Source organism: Amycolatopsis decaplanina DSM 44594, assembly GCF_000342005.1.
Taxonomy (GTDB): Bacteria; Actinomycetota; Actinomycetes; order Mycobacteriales; family Pseudonocardiaceae; genus Amycolatopsis; species Amycolatopsis decaplanina.
Window position 1 is genome coordinate 108047 of record NZ_AOHO01000074.1, and the last position, 25999, is coordinate 134045.

Below are 25999 nucleotides of genomic sequence, written 5' to 3' on the forward strand. Positions count from 1 at the left end.
ATTCCGGGGGAACCACACCATGCGCAGGACGATCGACTGGACCGGTGCCGCGGTCACGATCATCGACCAGACCGTCCTTCCCGCCGAGTACCGCGTGCTCGAACTGCGCACGGTCGGCGAACTCGTCGGTGCCATCCAGCGGCTCGCGGTGCGCGGGGCACCGGCGCTCGGCGCGGCCGGGGCGCTCGGCGTCGTGCTCGCGACTCGCGCGAAAGGTGACGTCGAGGCCGAGGCGCACCGCGTCGCCCAGGCCCGGCCGACGGCGATCAACCTAAGCTGGGGCGTCTCCCGCGCCCTCGCGAAGCTCCCGGAGGGGCCGGAAGCCGTCCTCGCCGAGGCGCTGGCGATCCTCGACGAGGATGAGCGGATCAACCACGAAGCCTCCCGGCTGGCGACCGAAGTGGTGCTCGAACACTGCGGACGGCGGCCGTTGCGGCTGCTCAGCCACTGCAACGCGGGCCACCTCGCGACGGTCGCCTGGGGCAGCGCGCTCGGCGTCGTATGGCATCTGCAGGCCCGCGGGCTGGTCGAGTCCGTGCTGGTCGACGAGACCCGGCCGCTGCTGCAGGGCGCCCGCCTGACCGCTTGGGAACTGGCCGAAGCCGGTGTCCCGTATCGGATCCAGCCCGACGGCGCGGCCGCCGCCGCGATGAGCCGTGGCCTCGTCGACTGCGTGCTCGTCGGCGCCGACCGGATCGCCGCCAACGGCGACGTCGCCAACAAGATCGGCACCTATGGCCTGGCGATCGCGGCGAAGCATCACGGAGTCCCGTTCGTGGTCGTAGCCCCATCGTCCACTGTGGACATCGCGATGCCGGACGGTGCCGGGATCGTGATCGAGGAACGCGATCCCGGCGAGGTCCTGAGCTTCGGCGGCACGAAGGTGGCGCCCGAAGGCGCGGAGGTGCTCAACCCGGCCTTCGACGTGACTCCGTTCGAGCTGGTCACCGCGGTCGTCACCGAGCGAGGCGTGCTGCGCCCGTAAGCAGCACGATCACCCGCCAGGTGATGCCGCGCTAGAAGGATTCGAGGCAGGACGGTTCGCGGTCGGTGGCGAACGCCGCCGTCGCCCGCGAGACCGCGCCGGCGGTCCGCTCCTTGATCCGGCCCGCCGCGGCCAGCGTGCTCGGCCTGGTGCCGCCGAGGAAGATCGCGCCGAGGTCGGTGATGTCCAGTTCGAGATCCGGCGCGTCTTCCACTCGCGTCACCTCGGCGTTGCCGTCGGCGTCGGTGGCGAGCCGCCAGTTCCCGGTGTTCCACGGGCAGAAGGCGTCTCGCACGCCGAAAACCAGGTCGGCCGGTGCGTTGTAGCGGCGGGTGACCAGGCCGCGATCGACGTCGACGAGCCGGAGCCACAAGGAGTCACCGGCGGATCGGGACATCTTGCGGGGGTCTGCGAGGAGGTGGATGAGCGGCTCGTCGAGCGCCGCGTTCAGCTCGATGGTGCCGACCAGGTCGTAGTCGAGCAGGAAGCGGTACAAGGTCGCGTACGCCCGGGGCGTGGTCGCGACGAGTTCCTGCAGGCTCAGCGTCCCGCGCGGCCCCTCCTCGTCCCAGTCGCTCTTCACCCGGTAGATCGCGTAACCGTCCGACAGGACGGCGAACTTCATGCCCGAAGAGCCCTTGTGCCGGACCTCGCGGTCGTCGAGGTTGAAGTCCCACGCCGTCTCGGGCCGGTCGAGCGCGCCGACCCGCAGTGGCGCCTCTTTCTCGTAGATCGCCTTGAGCAGCGGTATCGCCTCGTCACGGGCGACTTCCCGCACCCGCTCGGTTTCGAGTTCGACGCCGGGCCGGAAGGCGGACTTCGTGTGTACCTTCGCGCGGTAGAACTGCGCCGCGAGGCCGTAGCCGAACCGGGGATAGATGACCGATTCGGACGCCCACAGCGCGGCGATCGGCTCGCCGCCGTCCTCGTGCAGGCCGTGCAACTGCGCCCGCATGACGCGGGTGAGGGCGCCGCGCCTGCGGTGGCCCGGCGCCACCCCGACCGAGGTCACCGCGGCGAGCGGGGTTTGCCCGGCCCCGGGCACCGTGATTCGGCGGGTGAGCAGTTCACCCGTTCCGATGAGCTGGTCCCCGTCGAAGACGCCGTGTGAACGCTCGGGCTCGAACACCAGCCCTTCGCGGTACTGCATGCCTTCCGTGTCATCGGTGAGGAACGCGCGCGCGAGCATCGCGGAGAACGCGGGCAGGTCGTCGGTGGTCAGGGTGCGGAGGGTCAAGCCGTCATCGCTCACCCTGTCGTCCTACGCCTCTCCACCGACGATCGCCACGCCTTTTTCGAAGCAAGCACAGACGGGCAGGCCTCAGGGCCGCGGTCCGATCACCTCACCCTTTTCCGTCACTTCGATGGCCATCGCGGGGCAGGAGTCCGCCGCGTCCAGCACCGTCTCGTCCGGATCCACCTCCCCGTTGACCACCGTCGCCGTGGCGCCTTCGAGTTCGAAGACCTCCGGCATCAGCGCCGCGCACATCCCCGAGCCGATGCACGTGTCGCCATCGACCTCGACTTTCCAGCTCATGCTCACCATCCGATCGGCATGGAGCGGGGCCCCCGCACCAGCATCTGGGTCTTCCACACGATATCGCCGCCGAGGTGCAGTCCGGGGAGATCCCGCAGCAGGGCCCGCAAGGCCTCCTGCAGTTCCAGCCTGGCCAGCGGGGCGCCGAGGCAGTGGTGCACGCCGTGCCCGAAACCGAGGTGGGGATTGGCCTCCCTGCCGAATTCGAGGGTCTCCGCCGAGGTGAACTGGAGCGCGTCCCGGTTGGCGGCACCGATGGCGACCATCACCGGCTCGCCCTCCTTCACGAGCACGTCACCCACCTGGATGTCTTCGGTGGCGTAGCGGGCGAACCCGGCTCCGGCACCCAACGGGATGAACCGCAGCAGTTCCTCGACCGCGGCCGGGATCAGGTCCAGGTCCGCGCGGAGGCGGGCGAGCTGTTCCGGCTGCTCGAGGAGGGCGTAGACGAAGTTGGGGATCTGGCTGGCGGTGGTCTCGTGCCCGGCGATCAGGATGCCGATGCACATGTCGACCAGTTCCAGCTCGCTCAGCCTGTCGCGGACGTCGCGCGCTTCGATCAGCGCGGTCATCAGGTCGTCCTGGGGTTCGGCGCGGTGCTGCTCGACGAGCACGTGCATGTACGCCCGCAGCTCGTCCTGGTTCGCCATCATCTCTTCGGTGGTCAGCGGGCTGGTCGACAGCGCGGCGTCGCTCCACACGCGGAACTTCGGCCGGTCCTCGACGGGGACGCCGAGCAGTTCGCAGATCACCGCGACCGGGATCGGCAGCGCGTAGTCCTCGACCAGGTCGGCGGGCTGTCCCTTGGCCTTCATGTCCTCGATCAGGCCCGCCGCCAGCTCGGCGACGCGCGGGCGCAGCAGTTCGACACGGCGCATGGTGAACGCCTTCGCGACCAGCGTGCGCAGCCGGGTGTGGTCCGGCGGGTCCATGCTCAGGATCCCGCCGGGCCGCCTGCCCGGCGCCATCCGCGGCTCGTCCTTGTCCGCGGCCATCGCGCGGGAGAACCGCCGGTCGCCCAGCACGAAGCGCGCGTCGGCGTAGCGGGTGGCGAGCCACGCCGGCTCCCCGTGCGGAAGACGGACGCGGAGCATGCCCTTGGTGGCGCGGGCGGTCGCATACGCCTCGTTGAGTTCGAGTCCAGCGTCTTCGTTGAACGGATAGGCGACGAATTCAGTGTCAGTGGTGGTCATTTTGTCCGGAAACCCCCCGGCTCGGCAGTTTGTAAGCAACTGCTTACAACGCTAACCACGATCACGGTGAGCGTCAATGCGCCTACCCTGCGACGTCCGGCTAGCCTTTGCCCGATGACGGAAGAACCGCAGGTCCGCAAGCGTGACGCGGCCGCGACCAGGGCGGCACTGCTCGACGCGGCGGCGGCGCTGTTCGCCGAGCGCGGCTTCGACCGGACGACCGTGCGCGACATCGCGAAACTCGCCGGGGTCAACCAAGCACTGCTGTTCCGCTACTTCGGCTCGAAGGACGCGCTCTTCGAGGAGGTCCTCGCGCGCGGCGGACGCGAGCAGATCGCCACCACACCACCGGGCGAACTGCTCGGGACGGCGTTGCGCAGCATGCTGGAGTCCGACACCGCCCGCGACCGCACCCTCGACGCCTACCTGCGCTCGACGGGACACGACAGCGCCGCGGCCGCGGTCCGGCGGCAGCTCGGCGAGGAGTACGCGAAGGTGCTCGCCACGCTGACCGACGCCGACGACGCGGAACTGCGTGCCGACCTCGTCCTCGCCTGGCTGCTCGGGATCGGCCTGGTCCGCGAGATCACCGGCAAGGAACCGCTGGCCAGCGCCGATCCCGAGGACGTCTGCCGTCTGGTGCTCGGCGCCGCGCGGACCCTGCTGGAGCGCAGCGGGTAATTGCGTCGCCGTCCACGGCGCGCTGTTCTACGGTCGGTGCCGTGATCTCGTTCCCGCCCGCCGGCACCGAAGCCGAGTTCGAAGCGCTGACCAGGCAAGACCTGCTTCCGGCGGTGACATCGCTGACCGGGTCGCTCGGACTCGGCGAAGTCGTCCCGTTCACCGAGGGCTCGCTGCCGGTCTACGCCGTCGGCGACGATCTGGTGCTCAAGCTGTTCCCGCCGGTGCATCTCGACGAACTCCCCACCGAGCGGACGATGCTCGAGATCCTGCACGGCAGACTGCCGATCCCGACCCCAGCCGTGCACGGCGTCGGCGAGCGGGACGGCTGGGGCTACGTGCTCATGGAGCGCCTACGTGGCGAAACACTGAAGGATGCCTGGCCGAGGCTGTCCACAGAGGACAAACATCGGCTCGCTCCCGAACTCGGCGAGGCACTGGCCGCCCTGCATTCGCTGCACGACCCGCGGCTCGACGCCCTGGATCCGCCGGACTGGGCCGCGTTCGTCGCCGAGCAGCGCGCGAACGTCGTCGAGCACCACCGGCGAACCGGCCTCGGCGAGAGCTGGATCGCGCGGATCCCGGCGTTCCTCGACTCCGTGGAGCTGGGCAGTCCGCCGATCGTCCCGCTGCACACCGAGTTCATGCGCGACCACCTCATGGTCACCCACGACGGCGAACGCCCGCGGCTGACCGGGCTCTTCGACTTCGAACCGGCGATGCGAGGCGCGGCCGAATACGACTTCGTCGCCGTCGGCCTGTTCGTTTCCGGCGGGGACAAGGACTTCCTGCGACGGCTGCTCGCCGGATACGGAGCCAAGCCGGACGAGGAGTTCTCCCTGCGCTGCCTGTCGTACGCGCTTTGCACGTCTACAGCGACTTCACTTGGTACTTCCGGGTTCTTCCGGCGCCGGAGGAACCGACGCTGGAGAGCCTCAGCCGCGCTTGGTGGTGAGCCACCTCGTGAGTGGTAAGGACGGTTCTAACCGTCCTTACCACTCACGAGGGAGGCAACGCGCGCCGCAGCAGTTCGGCCAGGTGCAGGGCCCGCCGCCCGTCGAGTTGCTCGATCTGTGTCCGGCAGCTGAACCCGTCCGCGACCACTTCGGTGCCCTCGGCCGCGGCACGGATCGCGGGCAGCATGCGGTCTTCGGCGCAGGCGACGGAAACGTCGTAGTGCCCGCGCTCGAAACCGAAGTTGCCGGCCAATCCACAGCATCCGGAATCCATTGTGGAATTGTGGATACCCGCGGCGCGCATCGCGGCCTCGTCGGCACCGAAACCGAGCACGGCATGCTGGTGACAGTGCACCTGGCTGAGTGTTTCGACGTTCAGTGACCGGAATTCGAGCGGTGAGTCCTGGACGAGTTCGGCGAAGGTCCTGGTCCGTTCCGCGAGCAGTTCCGCCGTCGGGTCGCCAGGCAGGAGCGCCGGAAGATCGCCGCGGAACAGAGCCGTGCAACTCGGCTCCAGCCCGGCCACCAGGTAGCCCGACCGCAGATACGGTTCGAGCACGGAAAGCGTGCGGCGCAACACCTTCTTCGCCACGTCGAGCTGCCCGGTGGACACCCAGGTGAGACCGCAGCAGACGCCGCGATCGGGCAGGACTACGTCGTAGCCCGCCGCGGTGAGCACCTCGGTCGCGGCGTCGAGGACGTCCGGGGTGAGGTAGTTGTTGAAGGAGTCGGGCCACAGCACCACAGGCCGGGAGCCGGTCGCCCAGCGCTTGAGATCGCCGCGGCGTCGCGTGAACGGCGCCCTGGCGAACGTCGGCAGGTCCCGCTCCGGCGCGATCCCGCCGAACTTCTTCAGCAGACCGGAGAACCGGCGCGACATCGTGTTCGCCAGCCGGGGCGCCAGCGAGGCCGCGCGCAGCCACACCGGAAGCCAGCCCATCGAATAGTGCGACGCCGGGCGCAGCCGCCCCTTGTGGTGCTGGTGCAGGAATTCCGCCTTGTAGGTCGCCATGTCGACATCGACCGGGCAATCGGACAGGCAACCTTTGCACGACAGGCAGAGGTCCAGCGCCTCGGCGACCTCCTCCGAGCGCCAGCCGTCGGTGATCAGTTCACCGTTCACCATTTCGGCGAGCAGATGCGCGCGACCCCGCGTCGAGTGCTTCTCCTCGCGCGTGGCGCGGTAACTCGGGCACATAACGCCCGGTCCGGTGGTGTCGCGGCATTTCCCGACGCCCACGCAGCGCCGCATCGCCTGCCCGAAACTGCCCCGATCCTCCGGATACGCGAGAGCCGTGACGTCTTCGAGGTCCAGCGGCGCGCGGCGCACGCGGAGATCGGCGTCGACCGGCCTGGGATTCACCAGGATGCCGGGGTTCATCATGCCCGCCGGATCGAAGATTCTCTTGAACCGCGCGAAAAGCGTAAGCATTTCGGGGCTGTACATCCGGGACAGCAGTTCCGAGCGGGCCTGGCCGTCGCCGTGTTCCCCGGACAGCGAACCACCGTGCGCGGCGACCAGGTCCGCCGCCTCTTCGAGGAACGACCGGAACCCGGCGACCCCTTGCGGCGACAGCAGATCGAAGTCCAGCCGCAGGTGCAGGCAGCCCTCGCCGTAATGGCCGTAGACGACGCTCTTGCGCCCGTGCGCGCGCATCAGCTCCTTGAACTCCCGCAAGTAGGCACCTAATCGCGCGGGCGGGACGGCCGCGTCCTCCCAGCCGGGCCAGGCTTCCTCACCCCCGGCCAGCCGGGTCGCGAGACCGGCACCCTCCTCCCGGATCCGCCACAGCCGCTTCTGCGCCGCCGCGTCGTCGAGCAGCGCGGATCCGGTGAGCATGCCGCGGAGTCCGGCGATCAGCCCGCGCGCCTGGTCCGGGTCGGCCATTTCGACGAACAACCAGGCACCGCCCGGCGGAAGCCCGTCGGCGCGGCCCGGCTCCAGCAAGGCGACCAGGTCCGCGTCGACGCCCTCGACGGTCAGCGGCGACCACGGCAGGATCCGCGGGACGGCGTCGGCCGCGGCGATGTCGGACTCGAATCCGAGCACCGCGAGCACCTTGCGCTCCGGCACCTCGGCGAGGGAGACCGTCGCCGCCAGCACGGTGACGCAGGTGCCTTCGCTGCCGACCAGTGCCTTGGCGACGTCGAAACCGTTCTCCGGCAACAGGTGTTCCAGCCCGTACCCGGACACCCGCCTGCTGAAGGAGGACAGTTCGGTGCGCAGCAACGCCAGGTTGTCGTGGACGAGGGCGCGTAACTCCGAGAAGACCCGGCCTTCGGTGCCCGGTTCGGCCGCCCGCGCGTCCACTTCGGACGGCGAGGTCGGCCCGACGGTCAGCCGGGTGCCGTCGTAGAGCAGCACGTCCAGCTCGCGGACGACGTCGACCGTGCGGCCCCAAGCGACCGAATGCGATCCGCAGGCGTTGTTGCCGATCATCCCGCCGATCGTGCACCGTGAATGCGTCGACGGGTCGGGGCCGAACCGGAGCCCGTGCGGCGCGGCGAGCCGCTGGAGGTCGTCGAGGACGGTTCCTGGGGCGACCCTCGCCGTGCGCGCCGCCGGGTCGAGGTCGAGGACGCCGCCGAGGTGCCGCGAGGTGTCGATCACGACGCCCGGCCCGCACGAGTTACCGGCGACGCTGGTGCCGCCGCCGCGGGCGATCACCGGGAGCCCGGCCTCACGGCAGGCGGCGACGGCCGCGATCACCTCGTCGACGCTCCGCGGCAGCACCACACCCTTCGGCACGTGCCGGTAGTTGGAGGCATCGGTCGTGTACAGCGCCAGTGTCGCGGCGTCGTCGAGGATCTCCACGGGTCCATTCAAGACAACCGCGGGCGAGAACGCATCGGCGAACCTCTCCGGGCGGGTGTGTCGGAAACCACGTCCGGTGTGCGATCGTGAGCGCGTGACGGCGAGACGGCACGCCGCTGAAGACCTCGCCGCCGAGCACAGCGCGGTGCTCGGCGGGCTTCTTCGCGAGCGCGAAGAGCTGCTCGCCACCCTCGACCGGGTCGCGGCGCTCAACGGCACCGCGCGGCTGATCCGCGAGTCGATCGGCACGCATTCCGGCTTCGTCGCCGAGCTGACCGGGCCCGAACAGGCGGTGATCCGCTGGATGTCGGGCACGCGCACCGACGCGCTGCAGGACCTCGCCGTGCCGATCGGCCAGGGCATCGGCGGGCGGGTGCTCGCGCTGGGCAGGCCAGTGCGGGTCAACGACTACGTCAGCTCGCCGAGCATCACCCACCAGTTCGACGCGCAGGTGCGCGGCGAGGGCCTCGCCGCGATGATCGCCGTCCCGATAGTCAGCGGGACCGAGACCGTCGCCATCGCTTACGCCGCCATGCGCGAGCGCCGCGACTTCGGCGACGACGCGGTCCAGTCCCTCGAAGACATCGCCACCGAAGCCGGCAGGGCGCTGAAACTGGCGTCGGTCGCCGAGTCCGACCGTGAGACCGCGCTGTCCGCCGAACGGCTCCGGATGCAGAGCGCGCTGCACGATTCGGTCGGCGCGCTGCTGTTCTCCATCGGCGTCCAGGTCCGGAACCTGCACGAGGACATCAGCGACAACCCGGCGCTCGAATCGCGGCTGCGGCGACTGGAGGGCGACGTGTCGGCCGCGTCCAGGGCGTTGCGCGAGTCGCTGCTGGCGTTGTCGGAGTCGAGCCCGGAACGCGCGCTGCCGGTGGAACTGGCCGAGCATTGCCGCTCGTTCCAGACCCGCTGCGGCGTCCCGGCGCGGTTCGTCCAGCTCGCCCCGGTGCCTCGGCTCGACGCCGAACGCACCGGCCTGCTGGTGGCGGCCGTCCGGGAGGGCCTGCTCAACGTGGAGAAACACGCCGACGCGCTGTCCGTCGTGGTCAGCCTGCTGCCCAGCGAAGACGGCGTGCAGGTGGCCGTCGCCGACGACGGGACCGGTCATCGCACCGAAGACGCCGAGGAGCCCGAGCCCGGGACCGGGATGGGACTGCGTGCGCTGGCCGAACGCGCCGCGCGGCTCGGCGGCCGGGTCAGCCTGGTCCGCGACGAAGAAGACGGATGCACGCTGCGCGCATGGGTGCCGGAACCGTGCCGTCGCCGGTGACGGTTCTCGTCGTGGACGACCATCCGGTGGTCCGCGACGGGGTGAGCCTGCTGCTGCGCTACGACCCGGCGATGACCGTGGTCGGCTCGGCCGAGACCGGCCGGTCCGCGATCCGGCGGGCGGGTGAGCTGAAGCCGGCGCTGATCCTGCTGGACCTGCGGCTGCCGGACATGCTCGCGCCCGAGGTCATCGCCGAACTCCGGCGGGTGCACCCGGCCGGGCGAATAGTGGTGTTCACCGCGCACGGCGACCATCAGGGCGTGCGGGCCGCGCTGGACTCCGGGGCACACGGCTGCCTGCTCAAGGACGTCGCCGGGACGGATCTGGTGGCGGCGTTGCGACAGGTGATCAAGGGTGAACGCGTCGTCGACCCGCGTATCTTCCCCGACGACGGCCGTCGGTCCGACGCGCTGGCCCGCAGCGGCTTGACGCGGCGTGAGTACGAGGTCCTGCGGCTGGCCGCGCAGGGGCAGACGAATCCGGAGATCGCGGCATCGACCGGGCTGGCGCGGAACACGGTGAAGACCTACCTGCAGTCCGCTTTACACAAACTCGGCGCGCGGAACCGCGTCGAAGCCATCGGGAAGGCCTCCGAAGCCGGTCTCCTCTGACCCTGCCCCGCAATTGGTCACCTACTTGCGGTAGTCGGACGTCGAACTATCGCAACGTGTTCCTCGTGGATCGTTTGGCGAAGCGCAAGAAGATCATCGGCTTCGGAGTTCGATCATTTTCCGGCGGCTGCGCAAGACCGAGCCGGAACCGCTTCCGCGCCGAATACCCGGTGACAACCCCTAGGTCCACCCTGAAATACCCGACACACCACCCTTCAGTACGCCCGAAATCCGGGACTTCGCATCGTGGAAGACGGAAACTGTCGGGGGTATGGGTTTCACTGTTCAGAGCGGAACAGAAAGGAGGCGCGCCATGGACGTCCGGACGGACCTGAATCATCGTGAGCGGGCCACCCTGAGAGCCGTGGCCGAGGGCCACGCCGAGATCAGCTGCAGCTGCGAGCCGGACCTGTTCGTCGACGGCCTCGCCTGCTGCGACCAGCACACCGCGCATCGCCTCGCCCACCTCGGCCTGGTCGCGCCCGCCAGGGGCGGCCGGTGGGGCGAACGCGTTCCCGCCCTGCTCACCGAGGCCGGAGTGGTGGCGCTGGGCGGCCTCGCCACCGCCGAAGTGGCCGCGTAAAACGGGTTGCCAGGGCGTCCCCTCGGCGCCACGCTTCGCCGATGCGTGTCTTTCTGGAGACCGAGCGGCTCCTGCTGCGGCAGTTCACCGACGCCGACGTCGACCACCTGTTCGCGCTCTACGACGATCCCGAAGTCATGCGGTACCTCAATGGGGGCGAGCCCGCCGACAGGGCGGAGATCGAAAACCACGACCTTCCCGCTTTTCTCGGTTACTACGAGCGTTTCCCCGGTTACGGGTTCTGGGCGGCGATCGAGAAAACGAGCGGGGATTTCCTGGGGTGGTTCCATTTCCGCCCGCTGCGCGGGCATCACACGGACGATCCCGAACTGGGTTATCGGCTGAACCGGTCGTCATGGGGCAACGGTTATGCGACCGAAGGTTCGCTCGCGCTCCTGGAGAAGGGGTTCACCGAATTCGGGGCCCGGCGGATCTGGGCGGCGACCATGGCGGTGAACCGGGGGTCCCGGCGGGTCATGGAGAAGATCGGGATGCGCCACGTCCGGACCTATCACGAGCACTTCGACAACCCGATCCCCGGCACGGAGGAGGGCGAGGTCGAGTACGCCATCACCCTGACAGAGTGGCTAGCCCGCCCCTCCCCCGCAAGTAGGTGACTAATTGCGGGAGGTGGGGAGCCAGGTTTCGCCGGTTTCGGTGGTGAGGGCTGCCCCGCCGGTCAGATCCGCCAGCCAGGAGTGGAACGCGTCCCCCTGGTCCGGCGCGAGTCCGACGTCGAAGTGCGCGACGTCCTCGAACCGCGTCGCGTGCAGCAGGTACGGCGACGAGCGGATGTCGTTCTCCAGCCGTCCGGCCCGGTCGTAGTCGACGACGACCTCCACCAGCCGTAGCCGCCGGTACTCCCGCACCCCGATGACGTCGACGGCCTCCGAAACGGCTTGCCCGTACGCGCGGATCAGGCCGCCGGCCCCGAGCAGGACCCCGCCGAAGTACCGGGTCACCACCGCGACGGTGTCGGTCAGCTCCCGGCGGCGGAGCACCTCCAGCATCGGGATGCCCGCCGTGCCCGCGGGCTCGCCGTCGTCACTAGACCGCTGGGTGCGTCCGTCGGCGCCCAGCACGAACGCGTGACAGTGGTGCCGGGCCGCCGGATCGGCCTTCTTCCGGGCGGCGATCACCTCACGGGCGGCCTCTTCCGAGGCCACCGGGGCGAGCACGCAGAGGAAGCGCGACCGCCGGATTTCGATCTCGTGGACCCCGGTGCCCGCCACGGTGAGATAACGATCCGCCATCGGCCAAGCCTCTCAAACCGGGCAAGTGACTCTGCCGTTCGGGCGATTCGACGGTCACCTCAGGTCACCGCGACATCGGCGAAACGCACTCGACTGCGCGACCCAGGTCACACCATCGGACGATGCGCGCTAGCGTTTGTGCAGTTCAGCGCGCTGATGCTCCACTCAGTGGACACGTCATTCCAGCCAGTGGGCAGATGATGTTTGAAGTCAACGCCCGCGTGGCATTTCCCACCCCGACCAAGCGACGTATGTCGATAACAGCGATTTCACACTATCGTCATAAGACCGGCGAACCCGGGAGTAACACGTGTACCCGTCAGCCACCCACCACAGCGGCCAGGCGGCACCCACGTGACAGCAGTACCGATATGCGCATCGGCCGCCCAGTGCAGTGCGGCTCTACGAGGCCTGCCCCCGTTTCCGCGGGCGGGATCGTTCCCTCTCGACTGACCATCGCGGTCCAGGACCACTTCGTTAACCGGTTCACCTCCGAACCACCCGAACGGAGTGGTACCGGTCGCGCCGACGCCTTGGGAGGCGGCCAGCCGTGACCCACCATGCCAGCTACAAGGGCAGCAAGGCCCCCGAAGGCCTGTACGACCCGGAGTTCGAACACGACGCCTGCGGTGTCGCCTTCGTCGCCGACCTCTCCGGTAAACGCGATCACGGCATCGTCGCCAAAGCACTGATCGCGCTGCGGAACCTCGAACATCGCGGAGCCCGCGGCGCCGACCCGGAGACCGGCGACGGCGCCGGCATCCTCATCCAGGTTCCCGACGAGTTCTATCGCGAGGTCGTCGACTTCGACCTTCCCGAGCCCGGCGCCTACGCCGTCGGCACGGCTTTCCTTCCGCAGGACGAAAACGCTCGTGGCCGGGCGATGACGACCATCGAGCGCGTCGCCGCCGAAGAGGGCATGCGCGTGCTCGGCTGGCGTGACCTTCCGGTCCACACCGAACACGTCGGCACCGGCGCGGCCGAGACCATGCCGCATTTCAGCCAGCTGTTCCTGGCCGGGCGGCAGGAGAACCTGTCCGGCCTCGCCCTGGAACGCACCGCCTTCGTGGTGCGCAAACGCGCCGAGCACGAGCTCGCCGAGGACGACGTCTACTTCCCGAGCCTGTCCTCGCGGACCATCGTCTACAAAGGAATGCTCACCGAGCCGCAGGTCGAGAAGTTCTTCGCCGACCTCACCGACGAGCGCGTCACCAGCGCCATCGGCCTGGTGCACTCCCGCTTCTCCACCAACACCTTCCCGTCGTGGCCGCTGGCGCACCCGTACCGGTACGTCGCCCACAACGGCGAGATCAACACCCTGCGCGGCAACCGGAACTGGATGGACGCGCGCGAGGCGCTGCTCGAATCCGACCTGATCCCCGGCGATCTCAAGCGGATCTACCCGATCATCACCCGGGGCGCGAGCGACTCGGCATCCTTCGACGAGGTGCTGGAGCTGCTCCACCTCGGCGGACGGCCGCTGCCGCACGCGGTGCTGATGATGATCCCGGAGGCCTGGGAGAACCATCAGGAGATGGACCCCGCGCGCCGCGCGTTCTACGAGTTCCACTCGACGCTGATGGAACCGTGGGACGGCCCCGCGCTGGTCTCCTTCACCGACGGCACCCAGATCGGCGCGGTGCTCGACCGCAACGGCCTGCGCCCGGCCCGGTACTGGGTCACCGAAGACGGCCTCGTCGTCCTCGCCAGCGAGGTCGGCGTGCTGGAGCTGGAGCAGTCCACGATCGTCCGGAAAGGACGGTTGGAGCCCGGCCGCATGTTCCTCGTGGACACCGAGGCCGGCCGGATCGTCGAGGACGAGGAGATCAAGGACCGGCTCGCCACCGAGCACCCGTACGACGAATGGGTCGAGGACGGCCTGCTCCCGCTCGAAGGACTTCCCGAACGTGAGCGCGAGATCCCGCCGCACGCCGCGCTCGTGCGCCGCCAGCAGGCCTTCGGCTACACCGAAGAGGAACTCGACGTCCTGCTCGAACCGATGGCCCGCACCGGCGCGGAACCGATCGGCTCGATGGGCAACGACTCCCCCATCGCGTCGCTGTCCAGCCGTCCGCGGCTGATCTTCGACTACTTCATCCAGCTCTTCGCCCAGGTGACCAACCCGCCGCTGGACGCGATCCGCGAGGAACTGGTCACCTCGCTGGGCACCCAGCTGGGCGCCGAGCCGAACCTGCTGAGCGCCGACGCCAAGTCGTGCCGCCGGATCGTGCTGCCGTTCCCGGTGCTGGACAACGACGAGTTCGCGAAGCTGGTGCACGTCAACGACGACGGCGACCTGCCGGAGTTCCAGGCGGTCACCGTGCACGGCACCTACGACGTCCACGGCGGCGGCGAGGCGCTCGTGCGGCGGCTCGACGAGATCCGCGCCGAGGTGTCCGCGGCCATCGCCGACGGCGCGCGGCTGATCGTGCTCTCCGACCGCGGGATCGACGAAGACCACGCGGCCATCCCGTCGCTCCTGCTCACCGGCGCGGTGCACCACCACCTGGTGCGCGAGAAGACCCGCACGCAGGTCGGTCTCATCGTCGAGGCAGGCGACGCGCGCGAGGTGCACCACATCGCGTTGCTGATCGGCTACGGCGTCGCGGCGGTGAACCCGTACCTGGCGATGGCGACCGTCGAGGAGATGGCCGACCAGGGCCTGATCCCCGGCGTCACCGCCAAGCAGGCGACCGCGAACCTGATCAAGGCGCTGGGCAAGGGCGTCCGCAAGACGATGTCGAAGATGGGAGTGTCCACAGTGGCCTCCTACACCGGCGCGCAGATCTTCGAAGCGGTCGGGCTCGGCGACGAGGTCATCCAGAACTGTTTCACCGGCACCACTTCCCGGCTCGGCGGCGTCGGCTTCGACACGCTCGCGCTGGAGGTCGCCGAACGGCACCGCCGGGCGTTCCCGCGCGACGGGTTCCGCGCGAACCACCGCGAACTGGAGACCGGCGCGGACTACCAGTGGCGCCGCGAGGGCGAGCCGCATCTGTTCAACCCGCAGACGGTGTTCAAGCTCCAGCACTCCACCCGGGCCGGCAAGTACGAGGTCTTCAAGGAGTACACGAAGTCGGTCGACGACCAGGCGCAGAAGCTGTACACGCTGCGCGGGCTGTTCGACTTCAAGATCGGCCGGCGGCCCGCGGTGCCGATCGAGGAGGTCGAGCCGGTCTCCGAGATCGTCAAGCGGTTCGCCACCGGCGCGATCTCCTACGGGTCGATTTCGGCGGAGATGCACGAAACCCTGGCCATCGCGATGAACCGCCTCGGCGGCAAATCGAACACCGGTGAGGGCGGCGAGGATCCGGAACGGCTCTACGATCCCGAGCGCCGCAGCGCGGTCAAGCAGGTCGCCAGCGGCCGGTTCGGTGTCACGAGCGAGTACCTGGTCAACGCCGACGACATCCAGATCAAGATGGCGCAGGGCGCGAAGCCCGGCGAGGGTGGCCAGCTGCCCGGCGCGAAGGTGTACCCGTGGATCGCGAAGACGCGGCACTCCACGCCGGGGGTCGGGCTCATCTCCCCGCCGCCGCACCACGACATCTACTCGATCGAGGATCTGGCGCAGCTGATCCACGACCTCAAGAACGCCAACCCGGCCGCGCGCATCCACGTGAAGCTCGTGTCCGAGGTCGGCGTCGGCACGGTCGCGGCCGGTGTCTCCAAGGCGCACGCGGACGTCGTGCTCATCTCCGGGCACGACGGCGGCACGGGCGCTTCCCCGCTGTCGTCGATCAAGCACGCGGGCGGCCCGTGGGAACTCGGGCTCGCCGAGACGCAGCAGACGTTGCTGGCCAACCGGCTGCGTGACCGGATCGTCGTGCAGACCGACGGTCAGCTCAAGACCGGCCGCGACGTCGTCATCGCCGCGCTGCTCGGTGCCGAGGAGTTCGGTTTCGCGACCGCGCCGCTGGTGGTGTCCGGCTGCATCATGATGCGGGTGTGCCACCTCGACACCTGCCCGGTCGGCGTCGCGACGCAGAACCCCAAGCTGCGCGAGAAGTTCAGCGGCAAGGCCGAGTACGTGGTGAACTTCTTCGAGTTCATCGCGCAGGAGGTCCGGGAGTACCTGGCGGAGCTGGGTTTCCGGTCCATCGCCGAGGCCGTCGGCCACGCGGAGATGCTCGACAAGCGCAAGGCGATCGACCACTGGAAGGCCGCCGGTCTCGACCTGACGCCGATCTTCCACGTGCCCGACAGCGCTCCCGCCGGCCTGCGTCACCAGCAGACCGTGCAGGATCACGGGCTGGAGAAGGCGCTCGACAACACGCTGATCCAGCTGGCCGAGGGCGCGCTGTCGTCCGGTGACAAGGTGCGGCTGGAGCTGCCGGTCCGCAACGTGAACCGGACCGTCGGCACCATGCTCGGCCACGAGCTCACCAAGCGGTGGGGTGGCGAAGGCCTGCCGGACAACACGATCGACGTGACCTTCACCGGCACCGCCGGTCAGTCGTTCGGCGCCTTCGTGCCCAAGGGCATCACGCTGCGGCTCTACGGCGACGGCAACGACTACGTCGGCAAGGGCCTGTCCGGCGGGCGGCTCATCGTCCGGCCGCCGAAGGTGGCGCGGTACAACGCCGAAGAGCACATCATCGCGGGCAACGTGATCGGCTACGGCGCGACCAGCGGCGAGATCTTCATCCGCGGCAAGGTCGGCGAGCGGTTCTGCGTGCGCAACTCCGGCGCGCTGGCCGTCGTCGAAGGCGTCGGCGACCACGGCTGCGAATACATGACCGGCGGCCGCGTCGTCGTGCTCGGCGGTGTGGGCCGCAACTTCGCGGCCGGTATGTCGGGCGGCGTGTCCTATGTGCTGGACCTGCCCGTGCACCGGGTCAACCCGGACATGGTCGACGTCGACCCGCTGGATTCGTCCGATGTGGACTTCCTGCGCGAGGCGCTCGAAAAGCATTACGACGAAACGGAGTCCGCGGTCGCGCGTGCGCTGCTCGCCGACTGGGACGCCGCCGTCGACCGGTTCGGCAAGGTCATGCCGAAGGACTACAAGCGAGTGCTCGCGGCTCAGGCGGAAGCCGAGCGCGACGGGCGCGACGTGAACGAGGCGATCATGGAGGCCGCACATGGCTGACCCCAAGGGCTTTCTGACCACCACTCGCGAGACGCCCAAGAGCCGTCCCGTCGACCTGCGCCTGATGGACTGGCGCGAGGTGTACGAGGACTTCGCGACGTCGAAGCTGCAGAAGCAGGCCGGGCGCTGCATGGACTGCGGTATCCCGTTCTGTCACCAGGGCTGCCCGCTCGGGAACCTCATTCCCGAGTGGAACTCCTTGACCTGGCGTGACGATTGGCGCGACGCGGCCGAGCGGCTGCACGCGACCAACAATTTCCCGGAGTTCACCGGGACCCTCTGCCCGGCGCCGTGCGAGACGGCGTGTGTGCTCGGGATCAACGACGATCCCGTCACCATCAAGCGGGTCGAGATCTCGATCATCGACCGGGCCTTCGAAGAAGGCTGGGTCACGCCGCAGATGCCGGTCGTCGAGACCGGCAAGAAGGTGGCGGTGGTCGGGTCCGGCCCGTCGGGACTCGCCGCGGCGCAGCAGCTCACGCGCGCGGGCCACAGTGTCGTGGTCTTCGAGCGGGCCGACAAGATCGGCGGGCTGCTGCGCTACGGCATCCCCGAGTTCAAGATGGAGAAGCACCGGCTCGACCGGCGCCTCGACCAGATGCGGGCCGAGGGCACGGAGTTCCGGACTTCGGTGAACGTCGGCGTCGACGTCACCGTCGAGGAACTGAAGTCGTCCTACGACGCCGTGGTCCTCGCCGGCGGCGCGACCGCGTGGCGCGATCTGCCGATCACCGGCCGTGAGCATCGGGGCATTCACCAGGCGATGGAGTTCCTGCCGCACGCCAACCGGGTCGCCGCCGGCGAACTCGATGTCTCGCCGATCAGCGCCGAGGGCCTCGACGTCGTCGTCATCGGCGGTGGCGACACCGGCGCGGACTGTGTCGGGACCTCGCACCGTCAGGGCGCGAAGTCGGTGACGCAGCTGGAGATCATGCCGAAGCCGCCGCTGTCGCGGTCCGACGCGCACCCGTGGCCGACGTACCCGATGATCTACCGCGTCTCGTCCGCGCACGAGGAGGGTGGCGAGCGGCTGTACTCGGTCAACACCCAGGAGTTCCTCGCTGACGCCGATGGCCGGGTGCGGGCACTGAAGCTGGTCGAGGTCCGCAACGAGGGCGGCAAGTTCGTCCCGGTGCCCGGCACCGAACGCGAACTGCCCGCCCAGCTGGTGCTGCTCGCGATGGGCTTCGTCGGCCCGGAACGCGAAGGCCTGCTGGAGGCGCTCGACGTCGAGCTGGACCAGCGCGGCAACGTCGCCCGCGACAAGTCCTTCAAGACCAGCGTCGACAACGTGTTCGTGGCGGGCGACATGGGCCGCGGCCAGTCGCTCATCGTGTGGGCGATCGCCGAAGGCCGCTCCGCCGCGGCCGGGGTGGACGCGTTCCTGACCGGACGGGACGTCCTGCCCGCCCCGATCGCCCCGACCGACCGGCCCCTCACCTAGCCCTCTCGTCGCTTTCAGCACATGAAGGCCTCCTTCCTTGCGCCTGGCGCAAGGAAGGGGCCTTCATGTACTCGACGGGGGTCGCGGTCGCGGTGGTCGTCGGTTGCGATGCGACCACCGCAAGCAGGTGACGAATTGCGTGGCGTAATCGCAGCATTGGTTCTTTAGGGTGAAAGAACCGCCGAAAGAGTGTACTTGCGGGTGATGGCAGCGAGCTTTCGGTATCGGTTGTATCAAGGAGTAAGACCTGTGCGGCGGCGGGGACCGGCAAGACCTGCCGGGCCGCCGGACGGGGTTCCCAAGGAGGGGGTTCCTTGACATGTCCGTCGATCTGACCATGCCCTTGGAATGGAAGACCGCGACCGGCGACGCCGCGAAGATGCTCGAAGAACTACAGCCGAACATCCTCAAAGCCCACGCTCGCGACCACTTTTCCGCACTGTTCCTCCGCTTCTCGGAGGCCACGAGCGCGATGAAGTTCCTCGCGTCGCTCGTCCCGCTGATGAAGTCGGCGAAGACGCACCTGGAGGAGGTCGAGCGCTTCAAGACCGAAGGGGTGAAGGGGTCACCCTACGTCGGCACCGGACTGACCTCGGCCGGCTACCGGTTCCTGAAAATCGATGTGCCGCAAGACGAATCCTTCCGGCTGGGTATGCGCTCGCAAGAGACCCGCGAGAAGCTGAACGACCCGCCTCGGTCCACGTTCGACAGTGGATACCACGACGAGATCCACGCCGTCGTCATCATCGGTGACGGCGCGGACGCTCCGATGACCGCACGCCGGAACGCGGTTCTCGCGCTGATTCCGCCGGCCGTTTCCGTCGTCGCCGATTCGGCCGGGTGAACGCCAACGGCGAGGGGATCGAGCATTTCGGCTACGTCGACGGCCGGAGTCAGCCGCTTTTCCTGGTCGAGGACATCCACACGGAAAAGACGGAAACGGACGGGATCAGTGTCTGGGATCCGACCGCTCCGCTGAACCAGGTGCTCGTCCCGGATCACGCTGCTCCTGATCCCGAAGTGCATTTCGGCAGCTACTTCGTTTTCCGTAAATTGGAACAGAATGTGCGGCGATTCAAACAGTCGGAGGAGACTCTGGCGGATCAACTGGGTCTCGTCGGCGAAGACCGGGAACGTGCGGGAGCGATGATCGTCGGCCGCTTCGAAGACGGCACACCGCTGACCGCGCAACGGGAAGAGGGCGCGGAAAGTCCGGTACCGAACAACTTCGACTACGGAAGTGACGCCGCCGGCGCCAAATGCCCCTTCCAGGCCCACATCCGGAAGACGAACCCGCGGGGCAGCGGCGGCGCGGAAGAACCCCCGCGGGAACGCCTGCACCTGATGGCGCGGCGGGGCGTGCCCTACGGCGAACGAGCCGACGATCCGAACGCCGACCTGCCGCCGTCGGCCCGGCCCAGCGGCGGCGTCGGACTGCTGTTCATGGCGTTCAATTCGGTGCTGGGCAACCAGTTCGAGTTCACCCAGGCGATCTGGGCGAACAACCCGGGGTTCCCGATCCCGCCCGACGGGGCCAAGCCTCCGGGTCTCGACCCGGTCATCGGTCAGGGCCCGCGCCCGGAATCGGTCTACCCCACGGAATGGGCGGGCACGCGGACCGTGACCGCGGATCCGATCCCGCAGGCGGTGACACTGAAGGGCGGCGACTACTTCTTCATGCCGTCACTCGCCTTCCTGCGCGGACTCGGCGGCAAGGGCTGATCGAGTGGCGTTATCCGCTAAACGTCACCTGAATGGGCGTAAAGCGGATATCAGTCCGGAGCCGGTGGAGATAGCCTGCGAAACGGGCCGGTCCTGGGCGTACCGGCCACGGACGGGCGCCGGTCACACTGGGGGTGGCCGGCGCCCGTTCTCTTCGTCCTTTCTCCCCGGCGTCCCAAACCCGCCGCTTCTTTCCGCCCGTATCGCGACGCGTAGTACTTTGTCCGGTGCGGTAAGCGACATCGCGCTTCGGGGAGGGAGCTCGGATGAACCGGCATGAACGGCTGACGGCTTTATTGGACATGGTGGGAGTGCGGGAAAAAGTCGAGGTCGAGGTCTCGGCGGACGAACTCGGTGTCTCCCCCGCGACGATCCGCCGGGACCTCGATCACCTGGCGGGCCGCAATCTCGTGGTCCGCACCCGCGGCGGGGCCGTCGCGAGCAACATCGCCTACGACCTTCCGTTGCGGCACAAGGCGGCGCGGAACGCGCCGGAACAGCAACGGATTTCCGCCGCCGCGGCCAGAATGGTCGATCCGGGCATGGTGGTCGGCCTCAACGGCGGCACCACGAGCACCGAAGTGGGCCGCGCGCTGGCGACCCGGCCGGACATGGGCGAACCGACCGGTGGACCGTCGCTCACCGTCGTGACGAACGCGCTCAACATCGCCCACGAACTCGCCGTGCGGCCCAATATCAAGATCGTGGTGACCGGCGGGGTCGCGCGACAGCAGTCGTTCGACCTGTCCGGACCGCTGTCGCATCTGTTCCTCGACCAGATCTCGCTGGATCTGGTGTTCCTCGGGGTGGACGCCTTCGATCCGGTGCACGGCGCGCAGGCGCACCACGAGGGTGACGCGAGTACGAACCGGCTGATGGCGGCCCGTGCCCGGCAGGTCGTCGTGCTCGCCGACAGCGGGAAGCTCGGCGGTCACGCTTTCGCGAAGATCTGCGCGACGGCCGACGTCGACGTTCTCGTCACCGACGGCCGCGCGGATCCCGAGCGGGTGCACGCCTTCGAGGAGGAAGGCGTGCGGGTGGTCAAGGCTTGAGCCACGTGGCGGAGCTGAGGTGTGTCCGGAGAAGTGACCGGACGCGCACGAACCCGCCCCGGCCGAAGGCCCCGCTATCGCGGTGGCAGGACGCCCTGGCCGCATCCGCGACGAGGACGACCAGACAGCGTCCTGCCGACGACGATCGCGGTCGCGGGTTCGTCAACGGACACTGAGCCGGTCCAGCCCCAGCAGGGCCGCACCGAGCCTGCCCGCCTCGTCGCCGAGCTGCGCGATCCGCAGTTCGGGCATCCGCTGGAACTGCAGGTTCGCCGCCAGCCAGGCCCGCACCGGCTCGAGGACGTAGTCGCCGGCGGTGAACAGTCCGCCACCGAGGACGACGACCTCGGGCGCGAGCAGGGTGACCAAGGTCTTGATGCCGTGGCCGAGTCCCTCGAGCGCGTCGGTGACCACGGAGATCGCGGCCTCGTCACCGTGCCGGGCGGCGTCGACCACCTGCTCGGCGCCTTCGGCGGGCCGCCCGGTGTGCTCGCTGTAGCGGCGGGCGATGGCCGACGCGGAGGAGATCGCCTCGAGGCATCCTGTCGCGCCGCAGCCGCACGGCAGCCGGTGCCCGACGTCGATATGCCCGATTTCGCCGCCTTGCCCGCCCGCGGCGTACAGCTTCCCGTCGAGCTGGAGCGCGGCCGCGATCCCGGTGCCGACCGGGATGAAGGCCGCGTCGGTGCAGCCCTTGCCCGCGCCGACGCGGAATTCCGCGAGCCCGCCCGCCCGGACGTCGTGCCCGAACGCGAACGGCAGCCCCAGCCTGCTGTCGAGCATTTCGCCGAACGGCACGTTCCGGAAGTCGAGGTTCGCCGAGAACCGGGCCACCCGCTCGACGTCGTCGACGATGCCCGGGATGACGACGCCGACGGCATCCGGCGTGCCGGTCCCCGCCTGCTTGCCCAGCGTTTCCACGATCCGCGCGACCTGGTCCGCGAGCGCCTCGCCGTCCGCCCCGCGCGCCGTCGGCTCGCGCAGGCTGGCGAGGTCCTTCAGGTCCGCGTCGTACAGGGCCGCCTTGATGGACGTTCCGCCGACATCGAGTGCCGCCACCGTAGGTGTCATGGCTGGATTTTGGCATGCGTCCCGCCGCGGACGGCAGGGATTCCAGGCAGGGGCGGACGCGCGGGCCTTCCGGCGTAACGAGCCTGCGCCGATTGGGTTCGATCACATTGACCGGACGCTTCGCGGCGACCTACGCTCGACCGGCCAGACGACGGCACCCGGAACGCGGTGAGATTCCGCGCGGTCGCGCCACTGTGACCCCGAGCCATCGGGGAAGCCAGACCCGGAGCCGTCGTGTCACCCCTGAAGAGGCCGCGCTAGCCCGAGGAGGTCCCACCGCCATGTCCGAAGCGGTAGCCGCTGTACCCGTCCCCGTCCGGATCCCCGTCCGCGAGATCCTGCCCTGGGCGGTGCTCGTCATCCTCCTTTCGCTGATCACGCTGTACTTCATCAGCGCCGAGCAGGGCGCGGTGTCGGTGTTCGCGAACTCGTACGTCCACGAGTTCGTCCACGACGGCCGGCACCTGCTGGCCTTCCCCTGCCACTAGGCGGCACGCGCCCCATGATGAGGACCTTGCTGGTCCGCGGCATGCTCGCGGGCCTGGTCGCCGGTGTCCTGGCGACGCTCTTCGCGTACTTCTTCGGTGAGCCTTCGGTCGAGACCGCCATCGGTCTCGAAGGCACCGCCGCGCATTCGCACAGTGCTCCGGGTGCCCACGAACACGCCCCCGCCGACGCCGGGGCGGAGGAAGAAGAGCTCGTCACGCGTGGCGTGCAGAGCACCGTGGGCCTGCTGACCGGCGTCGGCCTGTACGGGGTCGCCGTCGGTGGGCTGTACTCGCTCGCGTTCGCCTTCGTCTACGGACGGCTCGGCACCCTCCGGCCGCGGGTGACGTCGGCGCTCCTCGCCGGCGGCGCCTTCGTGGTCGTGTTCCTGGTGCCGTTCTTGAAGTACCCGGCGAATCCCCCCGCGGTCGGGCAGGCGGGCACGATCGGGAGCCGGACTTCCCTGTACTTCGGTTTCGTCGCGCTTTCGCTGCTGATCGGCATCCTCGCCGCCGCGTTCGGCCGGAAGCTGGCCGACAGGCTCGGCGCCTGGCGCGGCGGCCTGATCGCCGCGGGTGGGTATGTCGTGCTGATCGCGGTGGCGGCGGCGCTGTTGCCGTCGATCGACGAGGTTCCCGACGGGTTCCCCGGTTCCACACTGTGGACCTTCCGGCTGGCCTCGGTCGGCACGCAGGTGGTGCTCTGGACCGCGCTCGGCCTGGTCTTCGGGGCGCTGGCCGAGAAGGCCGTGGCCCAGAAGGACCTGGTGGGCAAGACCGCGTAGGTCTCGTGAGTGGTTAGGACGGTTCTAACCGTCCTAACCACTCACGAGACCCCAGGCGGCACGAAGGGCAGACCGCTGTCGGCACCGTCCTCGATCAGGCGCAGCAGCCGGGCGGTGTCGACGTGGTCCTCGACGGCGTCGGCGAGCCGTTCCAGCATGCTCTCCCGGAGCGCGCCGAATCCGGGCGCGCCGTCGGCCGGTGACCAGTCCGCCACCTCACCCAGCCAGGCGCGGCGGAAGCCGTCGTTCTCGAAGGCTCCGTGCCACATCGTGCCCCACACCGCGCCGTGCCGGTATCCATCCAAAAAGGACTCGGCGGGGCCGGTGGCCGTCACGGTGCCGTGGTGGATTTCGTACGCCTCCACGGGTTGTCCGCGCCATTCCCCCGACGGGCGGGCCAGCACCTTGTCCACACCGAACGAGACGCGCGTCGGCAGCAGACCGAGACCGGGGACCGTTCCCGCGCCGGATTCGACGTCGTCCTCGATCTCGGCGGCCAGCATCTGGTAGCCGCCGCAGATCCCCAGTACCGGACGCCCTGCTCCGGCCCGGTTGCGCACGGCGTCCGCCAGGCCGCGCGCACGCAGCCACGCCAGGTCGTCCACGGTCGCGCGGGAACCCGGCAGGATCACCACGTCGGCGGAAAGGACCGTGTCCGGATCGGCGGTCAGCGCGACCGAGACCCCGGGCTCGGCGGCGAGCGCGTCGACGTCGGTCGCGTTGGAGGCGCGGGGGAACCGCACGACGGCGATCCGCAGAGACCCGCCCGAAGCGCCCCAGCCCGCGGCGGCCAGCGCGTCCTCCGAGTCGATCCACACCTGGTCGAGCCAGGGCAGCACGCCGAAGACCTCGCGGCCGGTGAGCTTCTCCAGCGTCTCCAGTCCCGGCCGCAGCAGGCCCACGTCACCGCGGAACTTGTTGACCAGCCAGCCCGAAACCAGCGCCTGGTCTTCGGCGGACAGCAGGGCGAGGGTGCCGAACATCGCGGCCATGACACCGCCGCGGTCGATGTCGCCGACGACGACCACGGGCAGGCCGAAGCGCCGAGCCAGCCCCATGTTGACGTAATCGCCTTCGCGCAGGTTGATCTCGGCCGGGCTACCCGCGCCTTCGCACAGCACGACGTCGAAGCGCCTTCGCAGCGAGGCGAAGGTGTCGAAGGCGATCTCGGCGAGCCCGGCCCGGCCCGTCGCGTACTCCCCCGCTTCCAGCGTGCCGAACGGTTTCCCGAGCGCGACGACGTGGCTGCGGCGATCGCTCCCGGGTTTCAGCAGTACCGGGTTCATCGCGGCTTCGGGTTCGACGCGGGCGGCCCGCGCCTGCAGCCATTGCGCGCGGCCGATCTCGGCGCCGTCCGCGCAGACCATCGAGTTGTTCGACATGTTCTGGGACTTGAACGGTGCGACCCGCACGCCCCGGCGCGCGAGCCATCGGCACAACGCGGCGGTGACCAGGCTCTTGCCGGCGTCCGACGTCGTCCCCGCGACGAGCAGGCCGCTCACCGCGTGACCGCCACCGCGACGGCGAGCGCGGCGAGACCGACCACTCTCGACAGCCGGACCGCGCGGCGCACGTCCACCGGTTCCGGCTCGCGGCCGTCGCCGAGGACGCCGCGGCGTTCGGTGCGTCCGTCGTAGCTGTTCGTCCCGCCCAGCCTGATCCCGAGCGCGCCGGCGAAAGCGGCCTCGACCTGGCCCGCGTTGGGGCTCGGATGGTGCTTTCCGTCGCGGCGCCAGATCCGGAACGCGGCTTTGGCGAATCCGCCCGCCAGCGGCGCCGAAGCCACGGTGAGTGCGGCGCCGACGCGGGACGGCACCAGATTCACCAGGTCGTCCGTCCTCGCCGAGGCCCAGCCGAAGTCGGCGTACTTCGGCGATCGGTAGCCGACCATCGCGTCGAGCGTGTTGAGCGCGCGATAACCCAGCAGACCGGGGATTCCGGCGACCGCGCCCCACAGCAGCGGCGCGACGACGGCGTCCGAGGTGTTCTCGGCGATGGACTCGGTGGTCGCGCGCGCGAGTTGTCCGGTGTCGAGGCCGGTGGCGTCGCGGGCGCACAGATGCGAAAGCCGCCGCCGCGCGCCGGGCAGGTCGCCGTCGTCGAGCAACCGGGCCATGTGGGTGCCCTCGGCCGCGAGCCCCTTGCCGCCCAGAACCACCCAAGTGGACGCCGCGGTGAGCGCGAACCTCGCGAAAGGACGCTTCCGGGTCAAGAACTGGGCCGCGACCCCCAATCCGGTGACGGTGCCCGCGCAGACCGCGGTGTACGCCGCGCCCCGCGCCTTCGAATCGGCGTAAACCCGCTGTTCGAGGGCTCGCGCGGCATGGCCGAAGCCCGCGACCGGGTGCCTCCTCCGTGGATCTCCGAACACGGCGTCGGCGACGTAACCGGTAACGAGTCCGGCTGCGGTGGCGGCTTGTCGGAGTGGCACGTGGCGAACCGTAGCGCGTGCACGAGAATG

20 protein-coding genes and 1 pseudogene are annotated in these 25999 nt (G+C 69.4%); 13 read left to right on the forward strand and 8 right to left on the reverse strand.

Annotated elements, in window-relative coordinates:
• Nucleotides 1-19: 19 nt before the first annotated feature.
• A complete protein-coding gene (gene mtnA, locus H074_RS30750; RefSeq protein WP_007033984.1) occupies nt 20-985 on the forward strand; it encodes an S-methyl-5-thioribose-1-phosphate isomerase in 966 nt (321 codons plus the stop codon).
• A 31-nt stretch (nt 986-1016) separates the two neighbouring features.
• On the opposite strand, the gene H074_RS30755 is transcribed toward mtnA, so the two are convergent.
• The 3 genes from H074_RS30755 to H074_RS30765 all read right to left on the reverse strand — a co-directional run bounded on the left by H074_RS30755 (nt 1017) and on the right by H074_RS30765 (nt 3715).
• Complete coding sequence (locus H074_RS30755; protein ID WP_007033985.1) at nt 1017-2237, reverse strand: GNAT family N-acetyltransferase; 1221 nt, start codon at nt 2235-2237, stop codon at nt 1017-1019.
• A 69-nt stretch (nt 2238-2306) separates the two neighbouring features.
• Nucleotides 2307-2522 carry a ferredoxin gene (locus tag H074_RS30760; RefSeq protein WP_007033986.1) on the reverse strand — a complete coding sequence of 72 codons (216 nt, stop codon included), beginning with the start codon at nt 2520-2522 and terminating at the stop codon, nt 2307-2309.
• 2 nt (nt 2523-2524) lie between these two features.
• Nucleotides 2525-3715, reverse strand: a complete 1191-nt coding sequence (locus H074_RS30765; protein ID WP_007033987.1) for a cytochrome P450 — start codon at nt 3713-3715, stop codon at nt 2525-2527.
• A 114-nt stretch (nt 3716-3829) separates the two neighbouring features.
• Here H074_RS30765 and H074_RS30770 point away from each other — a divergent pair, with 114 nt between their 5' ends.
• Both H074_RS30770 and H074_RS30775 read left to right on the forward strand, forming a co-directional pair.
• Nucleotides 3830-4396, forward strand: coding sequence for a TetR/AcrR family transcriptional regulator (locus H074_RS30770; protein ID WP_007033988.1), 567 nt, complete (start codon nt 3830-3832; stop codon nt 4394-4396).
• Nucleotides 4397-4437: 41 nt separating this feature from the next.
• Nucleotides 4438-5370, forward strand: a complete 933-nt coding sequence (locus tag H074_RS30775) for a phosphotransferase family protein (protein WP_007033989.1) — start codon at nt 4438-4440, stop codon at nt 5368-5370.
• Nucleotides 5371-5395: 25 nt separating this feature from the next.
• Here the strand turns inward: H074_RS30775 and H074_RS30780 are convergent, their stop codons facing one another.
• A complete protein-coding gene (locus tag H074_RS30780; RefSeq protein ID WP_007033990.1) occupies nt 5396-8167 on the reverse strand; it encodes an FAD-binding and (Fe-S)-binding domain-containing protein in 2772 nt (923 codons plus the stop codon).
• Between the two features lie 94 nt (nt 8168-8261).
• On the opposite strand from H074_RS30780, the gene H074_RS30785 reads away from it, so the two are divergent.
• The 4 genes from H074_RS30785 to H074_RS30800 all read left to right on the forward strand — a co-directional run bounded on the left by H074_RS30785 (nt 8262) and on the right by H074_RS30800 (nt 11251).
• Nucleotides 8262-9440, forward strand: a complete 1179-nt coding sequence (locus H074_RS30785; protein WP_039923808.1) for a GAF domain-containing sensor histidine kinase — start codon at nt 8262-8264, stop codon at nt 9438-9440.
• Complete coding sequence (locus H074_RS30790) at nt 9410-10051, forward strand: response regulator (protein WP_007033992.1); 642 nt, start codon at nt 9410-9412, stop codon at nt 10049-10051. Before H074_RS30785 ends, H074_RS30790 begins: the two co-directional genes overlap by 31 nt.
• 313 nt (nt 10052-10364) lie before the next feature.
• The gene (locus H074_RS30795) at nt 10365-10634 is read left to right on the forward strand and encodes a hypothetical protein (protein ID WP_007033993.1); all 270 of its coding nucleotides are present in this window, start codon (nt 10365-10367) and stop codon (nt 10632-10634) included.
• Nucleotides 10635-10675: 41 nt separating this feature from the next.
• Nucleotides 10676-11251, forward strand: coding sequence for a GNAT family N-acetyltransferase (locus tag H074_RS30800; RefSeq protein WP_007033994.1), 576 nt, complete (start codon nt 10676-10678; stop codon nt 11249-11251).
• Here the strand turns inward: H074_RS30800 and H074_RS30805 are convergent, their stop codons facing one another.
• Nucleotides 11252-11887: a YigZ family protein gene (locus H074_RS30805; protein WP_007033995.1), complete on the reverse strand. Its 636-nt coding sequence runs from the start codon at nt 11885-11887 to the stop codon at nt 11252-11254. It lies immediately after the preceding gene.
• 550 nt (nt 11888-12437) lie between these two features.
• Between H074_RS30805 and gltB the strand changes: the two genes are divergently transcribed.
• The 4 genes and pseudogenes from gltB (at nt 12438) to H074_RS30825 (ending at nt 21197) form a co-directional block, all read left to right on the forward strand.
• Entirely contained in the window at nt 12438-16979 is a 4542-nt protein-coding gene (gltB, locus tag H074_RS30810; protein ID WP_007033996.1) for a glutamate synthase large subunit, read from the forward strand.
• Nucleotides 16972-18423 carry a glutamate synthase subunit beta gene (locus H074_RS30815; RefSeq protein ID WP_007033997.1) on the forward strand — a complete coding sequence of 484 codons (1452 nt, stop codon included), beginning with the start codon at nt 16972-16974 and terminating at the stop codon, nt 18421-18423. The genes gltB and H074_RS30815 overlap by 8 nt, the downstream gene beginning before the upstream one ends.
• A gap of 319 nt (nt 18424-18742) precedes the next feature.
• Nucleotides 18743-20145 (forward strand): annotated as a pseudogene (locus H074_RS30820) (Dyp-type peroxidase).
• A gap of 266 nt (nt 20146-20411) precedes the next feature.
• On the forward strand, nt 20412-21197 hold the full coding sequence (locus tag H074_RS30825; RefSeq protein WP_007033998.1) for a DeoR/GlpR family DNA-binding transcription regulator: 786 nt from the start codon (nt 20412-20414) through the stop codon (nt 21195-21197).
• Between the two features lie 162 nt (nt 21198-21359).
• Here the strand turns inward: H074_RS30825 and H074_RS30830 are convergent, their stop codons facing one another.
• Complete coding sequence (locus tag H074_RS30830) at nt 21360-22256, reverse strand: ROK family protein (RefSeq protein WP_007033999.1); 897 nt, start codon at nt 22254-22256, stop codon at nt 21360-21362.
• A 293-nt stretch (nt 22257-22549) separates the two neighbouring features.
• Between H074_RS30830 and H074_RS30835 the strand changes: the two genes are divergently transcribed.
• Nucleotides 22550-22756, forward strand: a complete 207-nt coding sequence (locus H074_RS30835) for a CbtB domain-containing protein (RefSeq protein WP_005162643.1) — start codon at nt 22550-22552, stop codon at nt 22754-22756.
• A gap of 14 nt (nt 22757-22770) precedes the next feature.
• On the forward strand, nt 22771-23538 hold the full coding sequence (locus H074_RS30840) for a CbtA family protein (protein WP_007034000.1): 768 nt from the start codon (nt 22771-22773) through the stop codon (nt 23536-23538).
• 41 nt (nt 23539-23579) lie between these two features.
• On the opposite strand, the gene H074_RS30845 is transcribed toward H074_RS30840, so the two are convergent.
• Complete coding sequence (locus H074_RS30845; protein ID WP_007034001.1) at nt 23580-25040, reverse strand: cobyric acid synthase; 1461 nt, start codon at nt 25038-25040, stop codon at nt 23580-23582.
• Nucleotides 25037-25969 (reverse strand): cobalamin biosynthesis protein, encoded by a 933-nt coding sequence (locus H074_RS30850; RefSeq protein WP_007034002.1) that lies wholly within the window; start codon nt 25967-25969, stop codon nt 25037-25039. The genes H074_RS30845 and H074_RS30850 overlap by 4 nt, the downstream gene beginning before the upstream one ends.
• Nucleotides 25970-25999: the final 30 nt, after the last annotated feature.

Excerpts from the sequence above, each read along its gene's own strand:
- mtnA (WP_007033984.1), top strand. The coding sequence starts at position 20 with ATGCGCAGGACGATCGACTGGACCGGTGCCGCGGTCACGATCATCGAC.
- H074_RS30760 (WP_007033986.1), bottom strand. The coding sequence starts at position 2,522 with ATGAGCTGGAAAGTCGAGGTCGATGGCGACACGTGCATCGGCTCGGGG.
- H074_RS30765 (WP_007033987.1), bottom strand. The coding sequence starts at position 3,715 with ATGACCACCACTGACACTGAATTCGTCGCCTATCCGTTCAACGAAGAC.
- H074_RS30770 (WP_007033988.1), top strand. The coding sequence starts at position 3,830 with ATGACGGAAGAACCGCAGGTCCGCAAGCGTGACGCGGCCGCGACCAGG.
- H074_RS30790 (WP_007033992.1), top strand. The coding sequence starts at position 9,410 with ATGGGTGCCGGAACCGTGCCGTCGCCGGTGACGGTTCTCGTCGTGGAC.
- H074_RS30795 (WP_007033993.1), top strand. The coding sequence starts at position 10,365 with ATGGACGTCCGGACGGACCTGAATCATCGTGAGCGGGCCACCCTGAGA.
- H074_RS30800 (WP_007033994.1), top strand. The coding sequence starts at position 10,676 with ATGCGTGTCTTTCTGGAGACCGAGCGGCTCCTGCTGCGGCAGTTCACC.
- H074_RS30805 (WP_007033995.1), bottom strand. The coding sequence starts at position 11,887 with ATGGCGGATCGTTATCTCACCGTGGCGGGCACCGGGGTCCACGAGATC.
- H074_RS30815 (WP_007033997.1), top strand. The coding sequence starts at position 16,972 with ATGGCTGACCCCAAGGGCTTTCTGACCACCACTCGCGAGACGCCCAAG.
- H074_RS30825 (WP_007033998.1), top strand. The coding sequence starts at position 20,412 with ATGAACCGGCATGAACGGCTGACGGCTTTATTGGACATGGTGGGAGTG.
- H074_RS30835 (WP_005162643.1), top strand. The coding sequence starts at position 22,550 with ATGTCCGAAGCGGTAGCCGCTGTACCCGTCCCCGTCCGGATCCCCGTC.
- H074_RS30840 (WP_007034000.1), top strand. The coding sequence starts at position 22,771 with ATGATGAGGACCTTGCTGGTCCGCGGCATGCTCGCGGGCCTGGTCGCC.